The sequence below is a fragment of the Nioella aestuarii genome, from assembly GCF_050896395.1.
GTDB lineage: Bacteria > Pseudomonadota > Alphaproteobacteria > Rhodobacterales > Rhodobacteraceae > Nioella > Nioella aestuarii.
This window is the reverse complement of the sequence record NZ_JBPBBA010000011.1, coordinates 76,868-91,699: the sequence shown is the minus strand read 5'-3', so window position 1 is coordinate 91,699 and position 14,832 is coordinate 76,868. Positions and strand designations below refer to the sequence as shown.

Here is a 14,832-nt window from a genome sequence, read left to right as displayed (position 1 = left end):
CGCGGCCTCCACATCTTCGCGGGCAAGTTCAACGGCGGCCTCTGCCTCGGCGAGCGTGTTCTCCGCCTCGCGCAAATCCGTTGCAGTCACATCCAGCGCGGATTGCGCCTCTGCCGGGTCGATGCGCAGCAGCAGCGCCCCTGCGGCCACCTCACCGCCGTTCTCAAACCCATCCGCGAGTTCCAGTACAGTGCCGGCAGCCGGGGCCCGCAACTCCAGCGTGCGGCGACTGTTGATTTCACCAAAGGCGGTCAGAACCGGCGACACGTCCTGCAAGGTCAGCGGCACAACCTCAGCGGAAAACACCCGTTCGCGCGCGATGGAAGGGCGGCCTTCCTCGGCCCACCTGTCCTGCAAGGATGAATAGATCGAGTACCCCGCCCAGACCAAAAGGCCGAGCGTGAGCGATATGAGAAAAAGCCCCGAAAGGGCGCGGCGAAAAAAGCGCATGGGCCGTGGCCTTATGGACGTCCTGACTAGCTAGATAGAGCGGTGGCACCAAAGCGCCAAGCACAAGCTGACACGGGCCATCAGATCATTTCCGTCGCTTATGTTCGTCCAGGCGTGGAAAAATCTCGACAAAGTTGCATGGCCGGTGCCGATAATCGAGCTGCCAACGCAAGATCTCGTCCCAGGCATCCTTGCAGGCACCATTGCTGCCGGGAAGCGCAAAAAGGTAAGTGCCATTGGCAACGCCACCTGTCGCGCGGCTCTGCACGGCGCTGGTCCCGATCTTTTGATAGGACACCATGGTAAACACCGTCGCGAAGGCCTCGATCTCCTTCTCATAGACATCGCGATGCGCCTCGACGGTCACGTCTCGCCCCGTCAGCCCCGTGCCGCCGGTTGTGATGATAACGTCGATCTCGGGGTCCGCACACCACGCGCGCAGCTGATCCGCGATCTCCGACCGTTCGTCGCGCAGAATCTTGCGGTCTGCCAGCACATGCCCCGCTTCGCGGATACGCCCCTCCAGCACATCGCCCGACTTGTCCTCCGACAAACTGCGGGTGTCGGATACAGCCAGCACTGCAATGCGGACCGGGATGAACTCTTTACTCTCGTCAATGCGGCTCATGGTGTGACCTCAAACCAGTTCACGCGAGGGCCGAGGTTCACGACGCGGCTCTCACCGATCCGGCCGTCCTGCCCCCAACTGTCATGGATGTGCCCGCAAAACGCCAGCCGGGGCTGGATACGCTCGATCGCGGCGTGGATAGCGGTGGACCCGACCGACTGCCCGGCAGAGGTCCGATCCGCAACGCCCTTGGGTGGAGAATGGGTGATCAGGATATCAGCGCGCTCGCAGCCCGCCAGCATCTCGGCCGCGAAAGCCTCGCTCAGGTCGCAGGACCAAGATCCGAAAGGCGTGACCGGCACACCGTAGCCCAGACCGAAGAGCGTAAGCCCGCCAATCTCGCAGCCTTCGCCATGCAGAACGGTCAAGCCCGGACCTGCCGCAGCGCGCAACTCATCCGCACTTTCGGCATTGCCGGGAACCGCCACCAAAGGCGCCTGTAGCCCCGCCAGCAGCGCCATTGCCTCGGTCAGCCCCTGACGCATATTGCAGAAATCCCCGGCCCCAATGACCAGATCGGCCTCAGCGCTCGCAGCCACCAGATCGGCGGCACGGCTGCGGGCAAGGTGAAGGTCGGAGAAAGCCAGGATCTTCACCGCGCAAGCCTCGCCTTCAATGTCAGCAGATCCGCCCAGGCCTCTCGCTTCTTGGCGGGTTGGCGCAGCAGGTAGGCCGGATGGAACATGGGCAGGGCGGGGCGCCCCATTACCTCCTGCCACTGGCCGCGCAGCCGGGTAATTCCCCGCCGCCCAAGCAGCCCGTCGCAAGAGATATTGCCCATCAGCACCAGAACTTCTGGCGCGGCCAATTCGATATGGCGGGTCACGAAGGGCAGCATCATCGCCATTTCGGCAGGGCTCGGGTCACGGTTCTGCGGTGGCCGCCATGGCAGAATATTGGTGATGTAGAGCGACTGCTCCGCATCAGGGGTGTCACGCCCCATTCCGATTGCATCGAACATCCGGTCCAGCAATTGCCCGGCCCGGCCCACGAAGGGCTTGCCCTGAATATCCTCGTCGCGCCCCGGCGCTTCACCCACGATCATCAGCCGCGCCGCCGGGTTGCCATCGGCGAAGACAAAGCTGCGCGCGCCCCGTCGCAGGTCGCAGTGCGAAAACGCCTCCATCTCTGCGCGCAACGCCTCCAGGCTGTCCGCCCGCTTGGCCGCCAGCCGCGCCTCGACCACTGGATCGACCTCATCGGACTTTATCGCTGGGGCGGCAACCGGCGTCGCAGCGGCGGGCACTGGGTCCGGCACGGCAAAGCGATCCACCGGGGTCTCCCCGATGGCCTCGTCCGCGCCAAGCTCTACCTGCCACTCCAGCCAGGCCAGCGCCGTATGATAATCCAGCTGCGACTCCATACACCCAAGCTAGGCGCGCTTGCAGGCAAGGTAAATGGGCGGCATGGTTCCGGGCGAGTTTGTAGGATCCGTTTCATGCCCCGCATCATTACCGTCTCCGCGCTCTATGACGGCGTCCCCGATGAGATTTTCACTCAGGCCATCGACCTGACCGAGATGCAAAAGGCCATGCAGGGCCTTGCCCGCTACCAAGGTTTGCCCGACACCCCCATCAGTCAGGGGGACACGTACACCGTCGATATCATCCTCTTCGGGATCCTAAAGACGAAGGGCCATGTGATGCATGTGGAGACTCTCGCGCCCGACAGCCGCCTGGTCCAAAGCCGCGAACATAACCCGCAGGTGCGCCAATGGGATCATACGCTGTCGGTCGAGCCACACCCGAAAGGCTCCATCTGGACGGACCGCGTGGCGATTGATGCAGGCTGGCAGACCCCGCTGACCGCCCGCTTCGCCGCCTTTGTATATACCCGCCGCCACCGCTATCGGCAGGGGCGCGATATCACCTGCACGATCTGTAAGAGCCTATCACAATGACACGACTGACCCTACGTGCCGCAACGCCCGAAGACGTTCCGCAACTCACCGCCCTGATCCGCGCGGCCTACGCCATATATGACGGGCGCGGCATTGACCTGCCCCCGGTCAGCGAAGGCTTGGACGCGGTGGTCGCCGAAACTCCTGTCATCGTTGCCATGACCGGGCCAGAAATCAGCGGAGCCATCGTTCTGCGCGACGGCCCTGACGCCCTCCAGATCGAAAATCTCGCGGTCCACCCCGATGCCACCGGGCGCGGGCTCGGCAAACGCCTTCTGGAGGAGGCTGAGACCATCGCCCGCGCGAAGGGCTTTAACCTGCTCCGCCTCGCCACCCATCGCAACCTTACCGAGAATATCAGCCTCTACCGCCATCTCGGCTGGACCGTGACCGAAGCAACCGGCCTCAAGATCCTGATGCAAAAACCCCTGCCGCAGGTCTGAGGCTTTCTACCTGGTCCAAACTCCAAGAGGTAAGAGCCGACAGGAGACAGGGGCAGCACCCCCTAGGGGAACGCCTCTTTGACAAGCCTCGCTGCGCCAGGGACGCGGCAAGGCTCTGGGGTTCTGCATCTCGTATGCACGAGGGCGCAGGGGATGACAGGGTCAAATCGCGCGCAATCAACCCCGCTCTTGCCCCGCGGGCCGCTGCTGAATATACCGCGAGGCGATCTTACAGGACGGGCCGCCATGACCTTCGCCAAGCGCCACCTTCTGGGCATTGAGCCCTTGCATCCCACCGAAATCACCGCGCTTCTGGATCATGCCGACCGCTATGCCGAAATGGGCCGAGGCAATGCCAAGCACGGAACTGCGCTGGCGGGGCTGACCCAGATCAACATGTTCTTCGAAAACTCCACCCGCACACAGGCCAGTTTCGAACTGGCGGGCAAGCGGCTTGGGGCGGATGTGATGAACATGTCGATGCAGACAAGCTCGGTCAAAAAGGGTGAAACGCTCATCGATACGGCCCTGACGCTCAACGCCATGCACCCTGATCTTCTGGTCGTCCGTCACCCCCATTCGGGCGCGGTCAACCTGTTGGCGGAAAAGGTAAATTGCGCGGTTCTGAACGCTGGTGACGGGCGGCACGAGCACCCCACACAAGCGCTTCTGGATGCGCTGACGATCCGGCGCGCCAAGGGTCGCCTGCACCGCCTGAATATCGCCATTTGCGGCGACATCGCCCATTCCCGCGTGGCGCGGTCCAATATCCTTCTGCTCGGCAAGATGGAGAACCGGGTCAAACTGGTCGGCCCGCCTACGCTGATCCCCTCCGGTGCTGCCGATTGGGGGGTCGAGGTCTACGAGGACATGCGCGAGGGGCTGGAAGGCGCCGATGTCGTGATGATGCTGCGGCTTCAGAAAGAACGCATGGATGGCGGCTTCATCCCGTCCGAACGGGAATATTACCACCGCTTCGGGCTCGATGCGGAAAAGCTGTCCTGCGCGAAGGACGACGCCATCGTCATGCATCCCGGCCCGATGAACCGCGGCGTGGAAATCGACGGCACCATCGCCGACGACATCAACCGATCCGTCATTCAGGAACAGGTGGAAATGGGCGTCGCCGTGCGCATGGCGGCGATGGACCTTCTGGCGCAGAACCTGAAGGCCGATCGTGAGGCCGCCCATGTCTGACCCCACCACCTTCCGGGCCGACCGCATGACCTACTGGCGTGAACATGCCTGGATCGCGGCGATTGCCATGGCGCTTGGCATGGGGGTTCTGTGGATCATGGACAATCCGCATGTCTGGACCGGCGCAGTTGGTGGGTTGTTCGCCGTTGCCGTGCGCGCCTTCTACCTTGCCTCGGACGAAGCCAATGCCGAATGGGTGCTGACCGCATCAGACCTGTCCGGCCCCGATAATCGCCATGTCCGCCTGAGAGATATCGACAAGCTGCGCAGCCTTGGCAGCGCGGTGCAGATCATCACCCGCTCGGGCGACAAGCACCTGATGAAATACATGGCCGACCGCCCTGCGGTGATGGCAAAGATCGAGGCCGCCATGGCCCGCGCGGGAAACGCGCCATGAGCACAGCCCATAACAGTTGGAACGGCATTCTTGCCCCGGATGAGGAGATCCTCTGGCAAGGTCAGCCGCACACGGCCATCAACTGGCGGGGGCTGATCAACCCATTGACTCTGATGGGCGTCTTCTTCACCGGCTTTTCGCTGTTCTGGATTGGTATGGCCTTCGCCATGACCGCAGGCACGGACGCGCCCTTTCCGTTCAATTTCTTCCCGCTTTTCGGTCTGCCTTTTTTGGCTATCGGGCTGTGGATGCTTGGCGGGAGATTGGTGATGGACGCATGGGTGCGCGGGCAGACATGGTACACTCTGACCAACCAGACCGCGTTCATAGCCCGCAAGATCTTTGGCAAGAAGACGCTGGAAAGCTGGCCTTTACAGGACATGGATCGCATCGTCTGGGAAGAGGGCGACCCCGGTTCCGTCATCTTTCACATGAAGGGCGGCGCAGGTGTGCGTCACGGCAATAACGGAACGCCCATAAAGTTCCTGGGATTCCACCAGATCGACGACTCGCAGCGGGTATATAGCCTGATGCGCAGGGCACGGCGTGAACTGAGAGAAAGACAAGCATGACCATCCTCTTCACCAATGCCCGCCTGATCGACCCCGAGGCAGAGAGCGACGCCACCGGCTGGCTGCTGGTCCGTGACGGGCGCATCTCGGATCGGGGCATCGGCGCGGCCCCTGCCGTTGACGCGCGGGTGATTGATGCGGGCGGCAAGTGCCTGGCCCCCGGCATCGTCGATATCGGCGTGAAGACCTGCGAACCGGGCGAGCGGCATAAGGAAAGCATCCGGACTGCCGGCGCTGCAGCGGCGGCGGGCGGGGTCACCACCATGGTCACGCGTCCCGACACCACCCCCCCAATCGACACGCCCGAAGCGCTCGAATTCGTCAAACGTCGCGGGGAACAGGTCTCTCTCGTCCGTATGCTGCCCACGGCCGCCCTGACCAAGGCCCGCGAAGGCCGCGAAATGACCGAGATCGGGTTTCTGCTGGATGCCGGGGCCGCTGCGTTCACCGATTGCGACCACGTAGTCACCGACACCAAGGTTCTGACCCGCGCAATGACCTATGCGCGTAGCCTTGGGGCGCTCATCATCATGCATCCGCAAGACCCGGGACTGAGTAGCGGTGCCGCCGTGACCTCTGGCAAATTCGCGTCGCTGAAGGGCCTGCCTGCCGTGTCGCCGATGGCCGAACGGATCGGGCTGGAACGCGACCTTGCGCTGGTCGAGATGACCCGCGCCCGCTATCACGCCGACCAGATCACCACCGCCGCTGCACTGTCCGCGCTGGCGCGCGCCAAGGCCGCCGGGCTGGATGTGACGGCGGGTGTGTCCATCCATCATCTGACACTGAATGAATTCGACGTGGGCGACTACCGCACCTTCTTCAAGGTCAAGCCGCCGCTTCGGGCCGAGGATGACCGGATCTCGATGGTCGAGGCCGTGGCCGATGGCACCATCGACATAATCAGTTCCATGCACACCCCCCAGGACGAAGAATCCAAGCGCCTGCCCTTCGAGGTTGCGGCATCGGGGGCGGTGGCACTGGAAACCCTGCTGCCCGCCGCCATGCGGCTTTACCATGCCGGGCAACTGTCCCTGCCGCAGCTGTTCCGCGCCATGGCGCTGAACCCGGCGCGACGGCTTGGCCTCGACACGGGTACCTTGGCCCAGGGCGCGCCTGCGGACCTGGTTCTGTTCGATCCCAATGCCCCCTTCGTGATGGACCGGTTCAAGCTGCGGTCAAAGTCAAAAAATACCCCCTTTGACGGAATGCGGATGGAGGGCAAGGTGCTGATGACACTTGTCGCGGGCGAGCCCGTCTTTGAAAGGACCACCTGATGCTGCCAGTGTTCGAGACCTCTGCCGCCCTGTTGGCTGTCACCGCAGTGCTGGCCTACCTGCTTGGGTCCGTGCCCTTTGGCCTCGTCATGGCGCGGCTTTTCGGGCTTGGCGATATCCGCCAGATCGGATCGGGCAACATTGGTGCCACCAACGTGCTGCGCACCGGCAACAAGCCCGCCGCGGCGCTGACGCTTGTGCTGGATGCGGGCAAGGGTGGTATCGCGGTGCTGGTCGCGCGCTATGTTTTGGCGGAAGACGCCGCGCAGATCGCGGGCTTTGCCGCCTTCCTGGGCCATTGCTTCCCCATCTTTCTTGGCTTCAAGGGCGGCAAAGGCGTGGCAACATTCCTCGGGACGCTGCTGGCGCTGTTCTGGCCTGCGGGCATCGCGGCATGCCTGACATGGGCGCTGATCGCGGGCATCTTCCGCATCTCGTCGCTGTCTGCACTGGTCGCGGCGGCCCTGTCGCCGGTCTGGATAAGCATTCTTGGCATGCCGTCCGCCGGATTGGCCACTGCGCTGCTGGCGGCGCTGATCTTCATGCGCCATGACGCCAATATCAAACGCCTGATCGCGGGCGAAGAACCCAGGATCGGCCGCAAGGGCTGAGCCTTGGAGGACTTCCTTGCCGCCTTCGATGCGCAGCCATTCGGGGAGTTTACAGGCATCGCTCATGGCCGCCGATACGTCGCCGTGAAATCGGGCTTCGCTGGCGGGGCCAGCCAGAAACTGGTGGCCGAGGAACTGGGCGGCACCGACTATATCAGCCTTAATCTCTATCGCACCCGTTCAGGCGCGCTATTGCGCCCCTGCGAGATGCCCGAGACCAAAGTGATCGCCTTCGTGCTCGATTTCACGATTGACGCTGCGCCCGATAGCAGGCGCAGCGCTGACCATGCTTAGCCACGGTTTTCAAGCGCTTCGGCGGTGCGCTTGGTGTTGTGATAGATGCCGAGGAACAGATACATCATGCCACCCATCAGGACGACGTAAAGCCCGCCGAAGATCAGCAGTCCGATACCCTGCAGGAAACCACCCGCCGGGCTGAACATGGTGAACAGGGCGCCACCGACCACGCCGATGATCATCAGGATAACAATGACGGTGATCAGTTTGTCTAACGCACCAATGAAGAAATCACGCATTTCTTTAGCTCCATTTGTCTAATTAGTTCTCATAGGAGACCTGAAAGCGGGTATCGGTTCAATAAAAACTTCCCGGCACCTGCCTGTCGGGATTGGCAACTGACCGCGAAGGATGCCGATGATCGGCCCGAGGCAGCAAAGCCCTAGACCTGTCCCGACGCCGCCCAACTCCAGCCACAGTCCCATGGCCCAATGAGCGCGAAACATTACTCGTGACCCAGAGGACACCATGGGATTTTTTAGCGCCATTAAGACCTGCTACAAGAAAAGCTTCACCTTCTCGGGCCGCGCAACACGGTCAGAATACTGGTGGTTCGCGCTGTTCCAAGCCCTTCTGGTTTTCGGCATCTATGCCTGGTTCATAAGCTATCTGCTCGCCAATCCTCAAATCCTTGAGGAACTGACATACAGCGGTACCCTGCCCGCCGGATACATGAACAATTTCTGGATCATCACCGCCGCATATTTCCTGTTGTTCTTCATGCCAAGCCTCTCGGCCATGGTCCGGCGCCTGCATGACACCGACCGCAGCGGCTGGTGGTATTTCATCATGTTCGTACCGCTGATCGGCGGCATCTGGATGTTGGTGCTTCTGTGTCTGCCGGGCAGCAACGGGCGCAACACCTATGGCCCCGATCCGCTCGGGCCCCGTCGTCGTCTGAACGACCACCCCGCCCTGATGGGACAAATGGATCCCGAAATCAAAGCCGCGATGCGCGAGCAGCAGCAGGCCGATTTCAAGGAATACTACAAATCCCGCGTCCTGCCGCAAATCCAGCAGAACAAGGCCGCGCGCGGGGTCTGACGCTTAGTAGCTGAACTCGGAATAGATCCGGCTGAGGTCGCCGTTCCAGTCGCCGTTGTAATGGTCCAACAGCTCGTCCGCAGGCACCTGGCCGCTTTCGATGCTTTCCTTCAGCGCGTTCAGGAAATGGGTTTCATCGGGCACCATGCCGCCAGCTCCGGGGCGCGCGCGTGCCTTCAGGCCCGCCTCGGAAATCGCCACTGCCTCACGCGCGAGCTCATGCATACTGATGCCATTCACCTTGGCTTGCAGCCCGTCGACAGACGCCGCTACGCGCAATTCATCCCGCGCTTCAGCGTCCCAGCCTTTGACCAGATCCCAGGCCGCGTCCAACGACGTCTGGTCATAGAGCAGACCCACCCAGAACGCGGGCAAGGCACACAGCCTGCGCCACGGGCCGCCATCGGCCCCGCGCATCTCGATGAACTTCTTGATCCGCGCCTCGGGGAACACCGTTGTCAGGTGGTCGGCCCAGTCTGACAGAGTTGGCGTTTCCCCCGGCAGCGCCGGCAGTTCGCCCTTCAGGAAATCGCGGAACGACTGACCAAGAGCATTGATGTAATTGCCATCGCGATAGACGAAGTACATTGGCACATCGAGAACGTAGTCCACCCACCGTTCAAACCCGAACCCTTCTTCGAAGACGAAGGGCAGCATACCGGTGCGTGCGTCGTCCAGCGCCCGCCAGACACGGGACCGCCAGGATTTGTGACCATTGGGCTTGCCTTCAAGGAAGGGCGAATTGGCGAACAGCGCGGTCGCAACGGGTTGCAGCGCCAACGCCACGCGCAGCTTTTGCACCATGTCGGCTTCGGAGCCGAAATCGAGGTTCACCTGAACGGTGCATGTCCGGCGCATCATGGTCGTGCCCATGGTGCCAACCTTTTGCATGTAGCCGTCCATCAGCTTGTAACGCCCCTTGGGCATCAGCGGCATCTCGTCATGCGTCCAGATCGGAGCAGCACCCAGACCGATGAAGCCCACGCCGATCTTGTCGGCAATATCCTTCACGTCGCGCAGGTGGTCGTTCACCTCGTCGCAGGTCTGGTGGATGGTTTCCAGCGGCGCGCCAGACAATTCCAACTGCCCGCCCGGTTCAAGGCTGATATTCGCACCATCCTTGGTCAGGCCAATCAGATTGCCGCCCTCGATCAGAGGATCCCATCCGTGGCCGTCGCGCAGCCCCTCCAGCACCGCCAGGATCGAGCGTTCGCCCGCATAGGGCAGCGGCTTCAGCGTGTCCTTGCAATAACCGAACTTCTCGTGCTCGGTGCCAATGCGCCAGTCTTCCTTCGGCTTACACCCATCGGCGAGGTATTCCGCCAGTTGTTCGTGCCGCTCGATCGGGCCGCCGCCGGATTGGGGGATAGACATCGGGTGCGCTCCTGATCTGACGCGTTTCGGACGCCCTTGATGGGTGCAAAACCCGGAAGTGTCAATTCAGCGCTGTCGGCCAGCCTGCACCATCTTCGCGTTCCCAGATCAGCACCAGCCCGGTGCCCGAGCGGTTTAGTTTCCAGACCATCTGGCCGGTTTGAATGCCAGGCAGCCGCAGGAAGGCGTCAAACAGCCGATCCGCCCCGGTCGCACTCACCGGAATGTGAAGCGCCGCCGCATGGTTCTGGCGCAGGACCCAGACCGGCGGACGGCTGCGATTGTCGAGCATCAGGACGGTCATGTCTTCGATGTCGATCACGCCCCCATCCAGCGGCCCCATATAGGTCACGCGGCCCTCATCCAGGGTGACGATGCCGGGTCCGGTCGCCGCCTGCCGGAACCGCCCGCGCTGGATACCACCCCACAACAGGAACAGCCCGATAGCTGCAAACACAAAACCAATGCCCAAAAGAATGACGGTCAGCGCGGCCAGCGCGATGAAGCCTCCCGCGACCAGCACCGCCAGCCCAATGAGCGCCTCGCGCCAACGGCGAAGGGTGGCCATGGCCTCTGGTCGGAAGAAGCCGCTCACCAGTCGCCCCTTGTCGACTGGAACAGCGTCAGCGCCGCGACGGCGGCGGTATCGGCGCGCAGGATGCGGGGGCCGAGGCTGATCGCCGTGGCAAAAGGTAAAGCCAGGATGCGGGCGCGCTCCTTTTCGGAAAATCCTCCCTCAGGGCCGATCAGGATCGCCCATTTGTCACCCTCGGGTGCAGCCTCAAGCGCGGCGCGGGCACCGACAAGGCTTTCGTCGCAGAAGATCAGCTGCCGATCTTCGGGCCAGTCCGCCAACAGCCGGTCGAGCTTTTGCAGATCCTCCACAAGGGGCACATAAGTGCCGCCGCATTGCTCTGCCGCTTCAACCGCATGGGCCTGCAACCGGTCCTGCCGAATACGCTCGGCATTGGTGAAATCCGTCTGCACAGGCATGATCTGCGCGGCCCCCATCTCGGCGGCTTTTTCGACGATGAAATCTGTGCGCGCCTTCTTGATCGGGGCAAACAGCAACCACAGGTCCGGCGGCATCATCTGCGGCGCGGCCTGATCCTTGCATTCCATCATGCCGCCGCGCTTGCCGGCCTCCGCCACCGTGGCCGTCCATTCCCCGTCAGACCCGTTGAACAGGGCCACCTCGGCCCCTTGCGTAAGCCGCATGACCCCGAAAAGGTAATGCGCCTGATCCCGCGACAGGACAACCGTTTGCCCTGCCCCGAGGGGATGGTCTACGTAGAGGCGGATCTTGGCACGCGATGACATGGAACGGACCTTATGACCGGCTTAAACGAAACGCCAGAGGGGCAAGTGCATGACGCCGTGCGCGGCAATTGGGTGGACCGGCTGGCCCCGGCCTGGTCGCGCCCGTATCTGCGCCTGTCGCGCGCCGACCGACCCATAGGCACGTGGCTGCTTTTGCTGCCCTGCTGGTGGGGCGTGGGGCTTGCCGCCGCTGCCACTACGCCGAGGTGGGAGGATCTTTGGATCGTTGCCGGTTGCGGAATCGGCGCCTTTCTGATGCGCGGCGCGGGTTGCACCTGGAACGACATCACCGACCGCGACTTTGATGCCGCCGTTGCGCGCACCCGGTCGCGGCCCATCCCGTCAGGGCAGGTCAGCGTCAAGCAGGCCCTCGCTTGGCTGGCCATTCAGGCATTGCTTGCCTTAGCGATCCTTCTGACCTTCAACAGCGCCGCGATCCTGATGGGTTTCATTTCTCTGCTGCCAGTGATGGTCTACCCGTTCGCCAAACGCTTTACCTGGTGGCCGCAGGTCTTTCTGGGCATCGCCTTCAATTGGGGCGCCCTGCTGGCATGGGTCGCTCATACCGGCAGCCTCAGCTGGCCGCCGATTGTGCTGTACCTGTCGGGCATGGCCTGGACGATCTTTTATGACACGATCTATGCCCATCAGGACAAAGAAGACGACGCGCTGATCGGTGTTAAATCCACCGCCCGGCTGTTTGGCGACAACACCAAGCCCATCTTGCGTGGCTTCCTGGTGCTGTCGGTCGCGCTGATGGCGGTGGCCATTATCGGCGCGCTGACACCCAATGCCGGGGTGCTGTCGCTGGTGCTGGCACTGGCCGGGGCGTGGGGGTTTGGCTGGCATATGGTCTGGCAGATGGGGCGGCTGGATATCGACGACCCGGATGTCTGCATGGGTCTTTTCCGCGCCAATCGGGACACAGGATTGATCCCTGCGCTGTTTTTTGCCGTAGCGGCGCTCGTTTCATTGAACCTGTAGGGTCAAGTCGTTAAAGCATTTTCCAACGGAACCTGGGGCCCATATAGCACGCATGCGTTTAGCCTTTCATTTTGCCGCTGTCGGGGCCTTTGCGCTTGCCGCCGTTCTCAGCCTGTTCATGGCTGTGTTCGGCGCTCGTCAGATCGAACAGCAATCTGTGCAGGCGATGAACTTCGCCATGCGCGAAGATGGGCTGGACTGGGTCGAGATCGGCGCGGACGGGCTACGCGTGCTGATGGCGGGCACCGCCCCGGACGAGGCCGCCCGCTTCCATGCCCTGCGACGCGCCGCCGAGATCGTGGATGCCGACCGGATCATTGATATCATGGACGTGCTGGACCCCGAAGGGATCGAGCCGCCGCGATTTTCGCTGGAGATGCTGCGCAATGATGATGGCGTTTCGCTTATCGGATTGGTGCCGACCGCCGATGGCGACGACAGGCTGAACACCGACATTACGGATCTGGCCGACGGTCTGCATGTGGCCAATATGGTGGAGACAGCCGATTTTCCAGTCCCCGCCGGATGGGCACCCGCACTGCGCTTCGGCCTTCTGGCACTGGCGGAACTGCCGCGTGCCAAAGTGTCGGTTTATGACGGGGAAGTGGTGGTCGAGGCCGTTGCCGACAGCCGGCAGCAACGCGACCAGTGGCAACGTTTCCTAGAGGAAAATCGTCCCTCATCTGTTGCGCTTGAGATGGATATCTCCGCGCCGCGCCCGGTGATCACCCCCTTCACCCTGCGCTATGTGCAGACACCGGAGGGTGGCCGGTTCGAGGCCTGTTCCGCAGGGACAGAGGAAAGCCGCACCCGCATCCTGACCGCCGCCCGCAATGCCGGTCTGACCGGGCAGGACAGCTGCCGCATCGGACTTGGCGTTCCGTCACCCAACTGGGCCACTGCCGCCGAAATGGCTATTGCCGCTGTCAGCCGCTTTGACAATGCAACCGTCACCTTCTCGGATGCGGACATAACCCTGATCGTGGCACAGGGCACCCCATCGGACCTGTTTGACGAAGTGATCGGCGAACTGGATGCCGCCTTGCCGCAGGTCTTTTCGTTGCACGCCGTTCTGCCCGATCCTCCGCCCGAGGAAAGTGCCGAGGACGGCCCGCCGACCTTTACCGCCACGCGCAGCCCCGAGGGCTATGTCCAACTGCGTGGCCGCCTGCCTGATGAGCGGATTACCCAAGCTGTGCAGGCCTATGCAATGGCGCTGTTCGGTCGGCAGAACACCTATGTCGCGACCCGCGTAGATGAGGACTTGCCAGGCGGCTGGACCCTCCGGGTGATGGCGGGGCTTGAAGCTATGGCCGAACTGCATAACGGATCGGTCGTGGTGGAGCCAGAAACGGTGCGCATCCGGGGCAATTCCGGAAGCGAGAACACCACATCCGATCTCAGCCAGCTGATGAGCGAACTTCTGGGCGCCGCCGAAGGCTTCGAGATCGACGTGACCTATGTGGCCAGCCTCGACCCGCAAACCGGGCTGTTGACATCCCAACAATGCCTCGACCGGATCAACACGATCCTTGATCAGCGCAAGATCACATTTGATCCCGGCTCGGTTGAGATCAACGAGGAAACCGGGCGCATTCTGGACGACCTGGCGGACATCCTGCCCGACTGTTCCCATGTCGACATGGAGATTGGTGGCCATACGGACAGCCAGGGCCGCGAGGAGATGAACCTGCGGCTAAGCCAGGGCCGCGCAGACGCGGTTCTGAACGGCTTGCTGGCGCGCCGGGTGCTGACGTCGAACCTGACCGCGCAGGGTTATGGCGAGACGCGGCCCATTGCCTCCAACGACACTGAGGAAGGACGCGAAACCAACCGTCGGATCGAATTCCTTTTGGCCTCGGACATTGCCGAACGCGACGCGTTGGAAGCCGCAGAAGCCCGCGCCGCCATGCTGGCCGACGCGCCCCGGCCCGTCATGCGCCCCGACAACCTTGTGCCCGCAGCGGCAACGGAGGATACCGAATGAACCGCACCGAATTCATCGTGGTGATCGCGATCATCCTGTTCGTGGCCTTCGCACTTGGCTGGTTCGCAAACTGGTTGGTGCACCGCCTGACGCGGGTGTCGGGTATCGACATGAACGAGCTCGAGGAGATGGCCAAGGCGCTGCATGACGCGGAAGAAACCCGCGATCAGGCGATTTCCTATCTACAGCATCGCGAGGCCGAGCTGACCAACCAGATCACCCAGACCGAGGCGGAGCTACGGGCGGCCATGGAGGGCCTGCGCGAAGCCCGCCAGGAAGCCGAAGAGCTGCGCATTTACGTAGAACAGCAGAACCAGGGCTGAGGGATTTCGCCGCCTTCGGCGTCGACCC

The 14,832-nt window shown here is 62.6% G+C and carries 19 protein-coding genes and 1 pseudogene; 12 read left to right on the top strand and 8 right to left on the bottom strand.

Annotation, left to right across the window (positions count from 1 at the left end; all coding sequences use genetic code 11):
* From ACROHD_RS09050 to ACROHD_RS09035, 4 genes and pseudogenes are all read right to left on the bottom strand, one after another.
* Nucleotides 1-450, bottom strand: a pseudogene (locus ACROHD_RS09050) (efflux RND transporter periplasmic adaptor subunit); the annotation flags it as partial.
* Nucleotides 451-535: 85 nt separating this feature from the next.
* Complete coding sequence (gene moaB, locus ACROHD_RS09045) at nt 536-1,078, bottom strand: molybdenum cofactor biosynthesis protein B (protein WP_432677329.1); 543 nt, start codon at nt 1,076-1,078, stop codon at nt 536-538.
* Nucleotides 1,075-1,674, bottom strand: coding sequence for a metallophosphoesterase family protein (locus ACROHD_RS09040; protein WP_432677328.1), 600 nt, complete (start codon nt 1,672-1,674; stop codon nt 1,075-1,077). The genes moaB and ACROHD_RS09040 overlap by 4 nt, the downstream gene beginning before the upstream one ends.
* Nucleotides 1,671-2,441: a uracil-DNA glycosylase gene (locus tag ACROHD_RS09035; RefSeq protein ID WP_432677327.1), complete on the bottom strand. Its 771-nt coding sequence runs from the start codon at nt 2,439-2,441 to the stop codon at nt 1,671-1,673. Before ACROHD_RS09035 ends, ACROHD_RS09040 begins: the two co-directional genes overlap by 4 nt.
* Before the next feature lie 75 nt (nt 2,442-2,516).
* Here ACROHD_RS09035 and ACROHD_RS09030 point away from each other — a divergent pair, with 75 nt between their 5' ends.
* The 8 genes from ACROHD_RS09030 (at nt 2,517) to ACROHD_RS08995 (ending at nt 7,769) form a co-directional block, all read left to right on the top strand.
* On the top strand, nt 2,517-2,978 hold the full coding sequence (locus ACROHD_RS09030; RefSeq protein ID WP_432677326.1) for a hypothetical protein: 462 nt from the start codon (nt 2,517-2,519) through the stop codon (nt 2,976-2,978).
* The gene (locus ACROHD_RS09025; RefSeq protein ID WP_432677324.1) at nt 2,975-3,421 is read left to right on the top strand and encodes a GNAT family N-acetyltransferase; all 447 of its coding nucleotides are present in this window, start codon (nt 2,975-2,977) and stop codon (nt 3,419-3,421) included. Before ACROHD_RS09030 ends, ACROHD_RS09025 begins: the two co-directional genes overlap by 4 nt.
* A gap of 246 nt (nt 3,422-3,667) precedes the next feature.
* On the top strand, nt 3,668-4,618 hold the full coding sequence (locus ACROHD_RS09020; protein ID WP_432677322.1) for an aspartate carbamoyltransferase catalytic subunit: 951 nt from the start codon (nt 3,668-3,670) through the stop codon (nt 4,616-4,618).
* Nucleotides 4,611-5,015, top strand: a complete 405-nt coding sequence (locus tag ACROHD_RS09015) for a hypothetical protein (RefSeq protein ID WP_432677320.1) — start codon at nt 4,611-4,613, stop codon at nt 5,013-5,015. Before ACROHD_RS09020 ends, ACROHD_RS09015 begins: the two co-directional genes overlap by 8 nt.
* Complete coding sequence (locus tag ACROHD_RS09010) at nt 5,012-5,587, top strand: hypothetical protein (protein ID WP_432677319.1); 576 nt, start codon at nt 5,012-5,014, stop codon at nt 5,585-5,587. Before ACROHD_RS09015 ends, ACROHD_RS09010 begins: the two co-directional genes overlap by 4 nt.
* Nucleotides 5,584-6,864, top strand: a complete 1,281-nt coding sequence (gene pyrC, locus ACROHD_RS09005) for a dihydroorotase (protein ID WP_432677318.1) — start codon at nt 5,584-5,586, stop codon at nt 6,862-6,864. The genes ACROHD_RS09010 and pyrC overlap by 4 nt, the downstream gene beginning before the upstream one ends.
* Before the next feature lie 2 nt (nt 6,865-6,866).
* The gene (gene plsY, locus ACROHD_RS09000; protein ID WP_432677337.1) at nt 6,867-7,475 is read left to right on the top strand and encodes a glycerol-3-phosphate 1-O-acyltransferase PlsY; all 609 of its coding nucleotides are present in this window, start codon (nt 6,867-6,869) and stop codon (nt 7,473-7,475) included.
* A 3-nt stretch (nt 7,476-7,478) separates the two neighbouring features.
* Nucleotides 7,479-7,769: a hypothetical protein gene (locus ACROHD_RS08995; RefSeq protein WP_432677316.1), complete on the top strand. Its 291-nt coding sequence runs from the start codon at nt 7,479-7,481 to the stop codon at nt 7,767-7,769.
* Here ACROHD_RS08995 and ACROHD_RS08990 read toward each other — a convergent pair.
* Nucleotides 7,766-8,011, bottom strand: a complete 246-nt coding sequence (locus tag ACROHD_RS08990; RefSeq protein WP_432677315.1) for a hypothetical protein — start codon at nt 8,009-8,011, stop codon at nt 7,766-7,768. The genes ACROHD_RS08995 and ACROHD_RS08990 overlap by 4 nt on opposite strands.
* Nucleotides 8,012-8,240: 229 nt before the next feature.
* Between ACROHD_RS08990 and ACROHD_RS08985 the strand changes: the two genes are divergently transcribed.
* A complete protein-coding gene (locus ACROHD_RS08985) occupies nt 8,241-8,816 on the top strand; it encodes a DUF805 domain-containing protein (protein WP_432677314.1) in 576 nt (191 codons plus the stop codon).
* Between the two features lie 3 nt (nt 8,817-8,819).
* Here the strand turns inward: ACROHD_RS08985 and ACROHD_RS08980 are convergent, their stop codons facing one another.
* The 3 genes from ACROHD_RS08980 to ACROHD_RS08970 all read right to left on the bottom strand — a co-directional run bounded on the left by ACROHD_RS08980 (nt 8,820) and on the right by ACROHD_RS08970 (nt 11,510).
* A complete protein-coding gene (locus ACROHD_RS08980) occupies nt 8,820-10,190 on the bottom strand; it encodes a glutamate--cysteine ligase (protein WP_432677313.1) in 1,371 nt (456 codons plus the stop codon).
* A 61-nt stretch (nt 10,191-10,251) separates the two neighbouring features.
* Entirely contained in the window at nt 10,252-10,785 is a 534-nt protein-coding gene (locus ACROHD_RS08975; RefSeq protein WP_432677311.1) for a hypothetical protein, read from the bottom strand.
* Complete coding sequence (locus ACROHD_RS08970) at nt 10,782-11,510, bottom strand: 16S rRNA (uracil(1498)-N(3))-methyltransferase (RefSeq protein ID WP_432677309.1); 729 nt, start codon at nt 11,508-11,510, stop codon at nt 10,782-10,784. Before ACROHD_RS08970 ends, ACROHD_RS08975 begins: the two co-directional genes overlap by 4 nt.
* Before the next feature lie 12 nt (nt 11,511-11,522).
* Here ACROHD_RS08970 and ubiA point away from each other — a divergent pair, with 12 nt between their 5' ends.
* The 3 genes from ubiA to ACROHD_RS08955 are packed head-to-tail and all read left to right on the top strand — an operon-like array spanning nt 11,523 to nt 14,804.
* Complete coding sequence (gene ubiA / locus ACROHD_RS08965) at nt 11,523-12,494, top strand: 4-hydroxybenzoate octaprenyltransferase (protein WP_432677307.1); 972 nt, start codon at nt 11,523-11,525, stop codon at nt 12,492-12,494.
* A 52-nt stretch (nt 12,495-12,546) separates the two neighbouring features.
* Nucleotides 12,547-14,481, top strand: a complete 1,935-nt coding sequence (locus ACROHD_RS08960) for an OmpA family protein (RefSeq protein ID WP_432677306.1) — start codon at nt 12,547-12,549, stop codon at nt 14,479-14,481.
* On the top strand, nt 14,478-14,804 hold the full coding sequence (locus ACROHD_RS08955; RefSeq protein ID WP_432677305.1) for a hypothetical protein: 327 nt from the start codon (nt 14,478-14,480) through the stop codon (nt 14,802-14,804). Before ACROHD_RS08960 ends, ACROHD_RS08955 begins: the two co-directional genes overlap by 4 nt.
* Nucleotides 14,805-14,832 lie beyond the last annotated feature (28 nt).

Bases quoted from the DNA above. Each gene is read 5' to 3' on its own strand.
- moaB (WP_432677329.1), bottom strand. From the start codon at position 1,078: ATGAGCCGCATTGACGAGAGTAAAGAGTTCATCCCGGTCCGCATTGCA.
- ACROHD_RS09035 (WP_432677327.1), bottom strand. From the start codon at position 2,441: ATGGAGTCGCAGCTGGATTATCATACGGCGCTGGCCTGGCTGGAGTGG.
- ACROHD_RS09030 (WP_432677326.1), top strand. From the start codon at position 2,517: ATGCCCCGCATCATTACCGTCTCCGCGCTCTATGACGGCGTCCCCGAT.
- ACROHD_RS09025 (WP_432677324.1), top strand. From the start codon at position 2,975: ATGACACGACTGACCCTACGTGCCGCAACGCCCGAAGACGTTCCGCAA.
- ACROHD_RS09020 (WP_432677322.1), top strand. From the start codon at position 3,668: ATGACCTTCGCCAAGCGCCACCTTCTGGGCATTGAGCCCTTGCATCCC.
- ACROHD_RS09015 (WP_432677320.1), top strand. From the start codon at position 4,611: ATGTCTGACCCCACCACCTTCCGGGCCGACCGCATGACCTACTGGCGT.
- ACROHD_RS09010 (WP_432677319.1), top strand. From the start codon at position 5,012: ATGAGCACAGCCCATAACAGTTGGAACGGCATTCTTGCCCCGGATGAG.
- pyrC (WP_432677318.1), top strand. From the start codon at position 5,584: ATGACCATCCTCTTCACCAATGCCCGCCTGATCGACCCCGAGGCAGAG.
- ACROHD_RS08990 (WP_432677315.1), bottom strand. From the start codon at position 8,011: ATGCGTGATTTCTTCATTGGTGCGTTAGACAAACTGATCACCGTCATT.
- ACROHD_RS08985 (WP_432677314.1), top strand. From the start codon at position 8,241: ATGGGATTTTTTAGCGCCATTAAGACCTGCTACAAGAAAAGCTTCACC.
- ACROHD_RS08980 (WP_432677313.1), bottom strand. From the start codon at position 10,190: ATGTCTATCCCCCAATCCGGCGGCGGCCCGATCGAGCGGCACGAACAA.
- ACROHD_RS08970 (WP_432677309.1), bottom strand. From the start codon at position 11,510: ATGTCATCGCGTGCCAAGATCCGCCTCTACGTAGACCATCCCCTCGGG.
- ubiA (WP_432677307.1), top strand. From the start codon at position 11,523: ATGACCGGCTTAAACGAAACGCCAGAGGGGCAAGTGCATGACGCCGTG.
- ACROHD_RS08960 (WP_432677306.1), top strand. From the start codon at position 12,547: ATGCGTTTAGCCTTTCATTTTGCCGCTGTCGGGGCCTTTGCGCTTGCC.
- ACROHD_RS08955 (WP_432677305.1), top strand. From the start codon at position 14,478: ATGAACCGCACCGAATTCATCGTGGTGATCGCGATCATCCTGTTCGTG.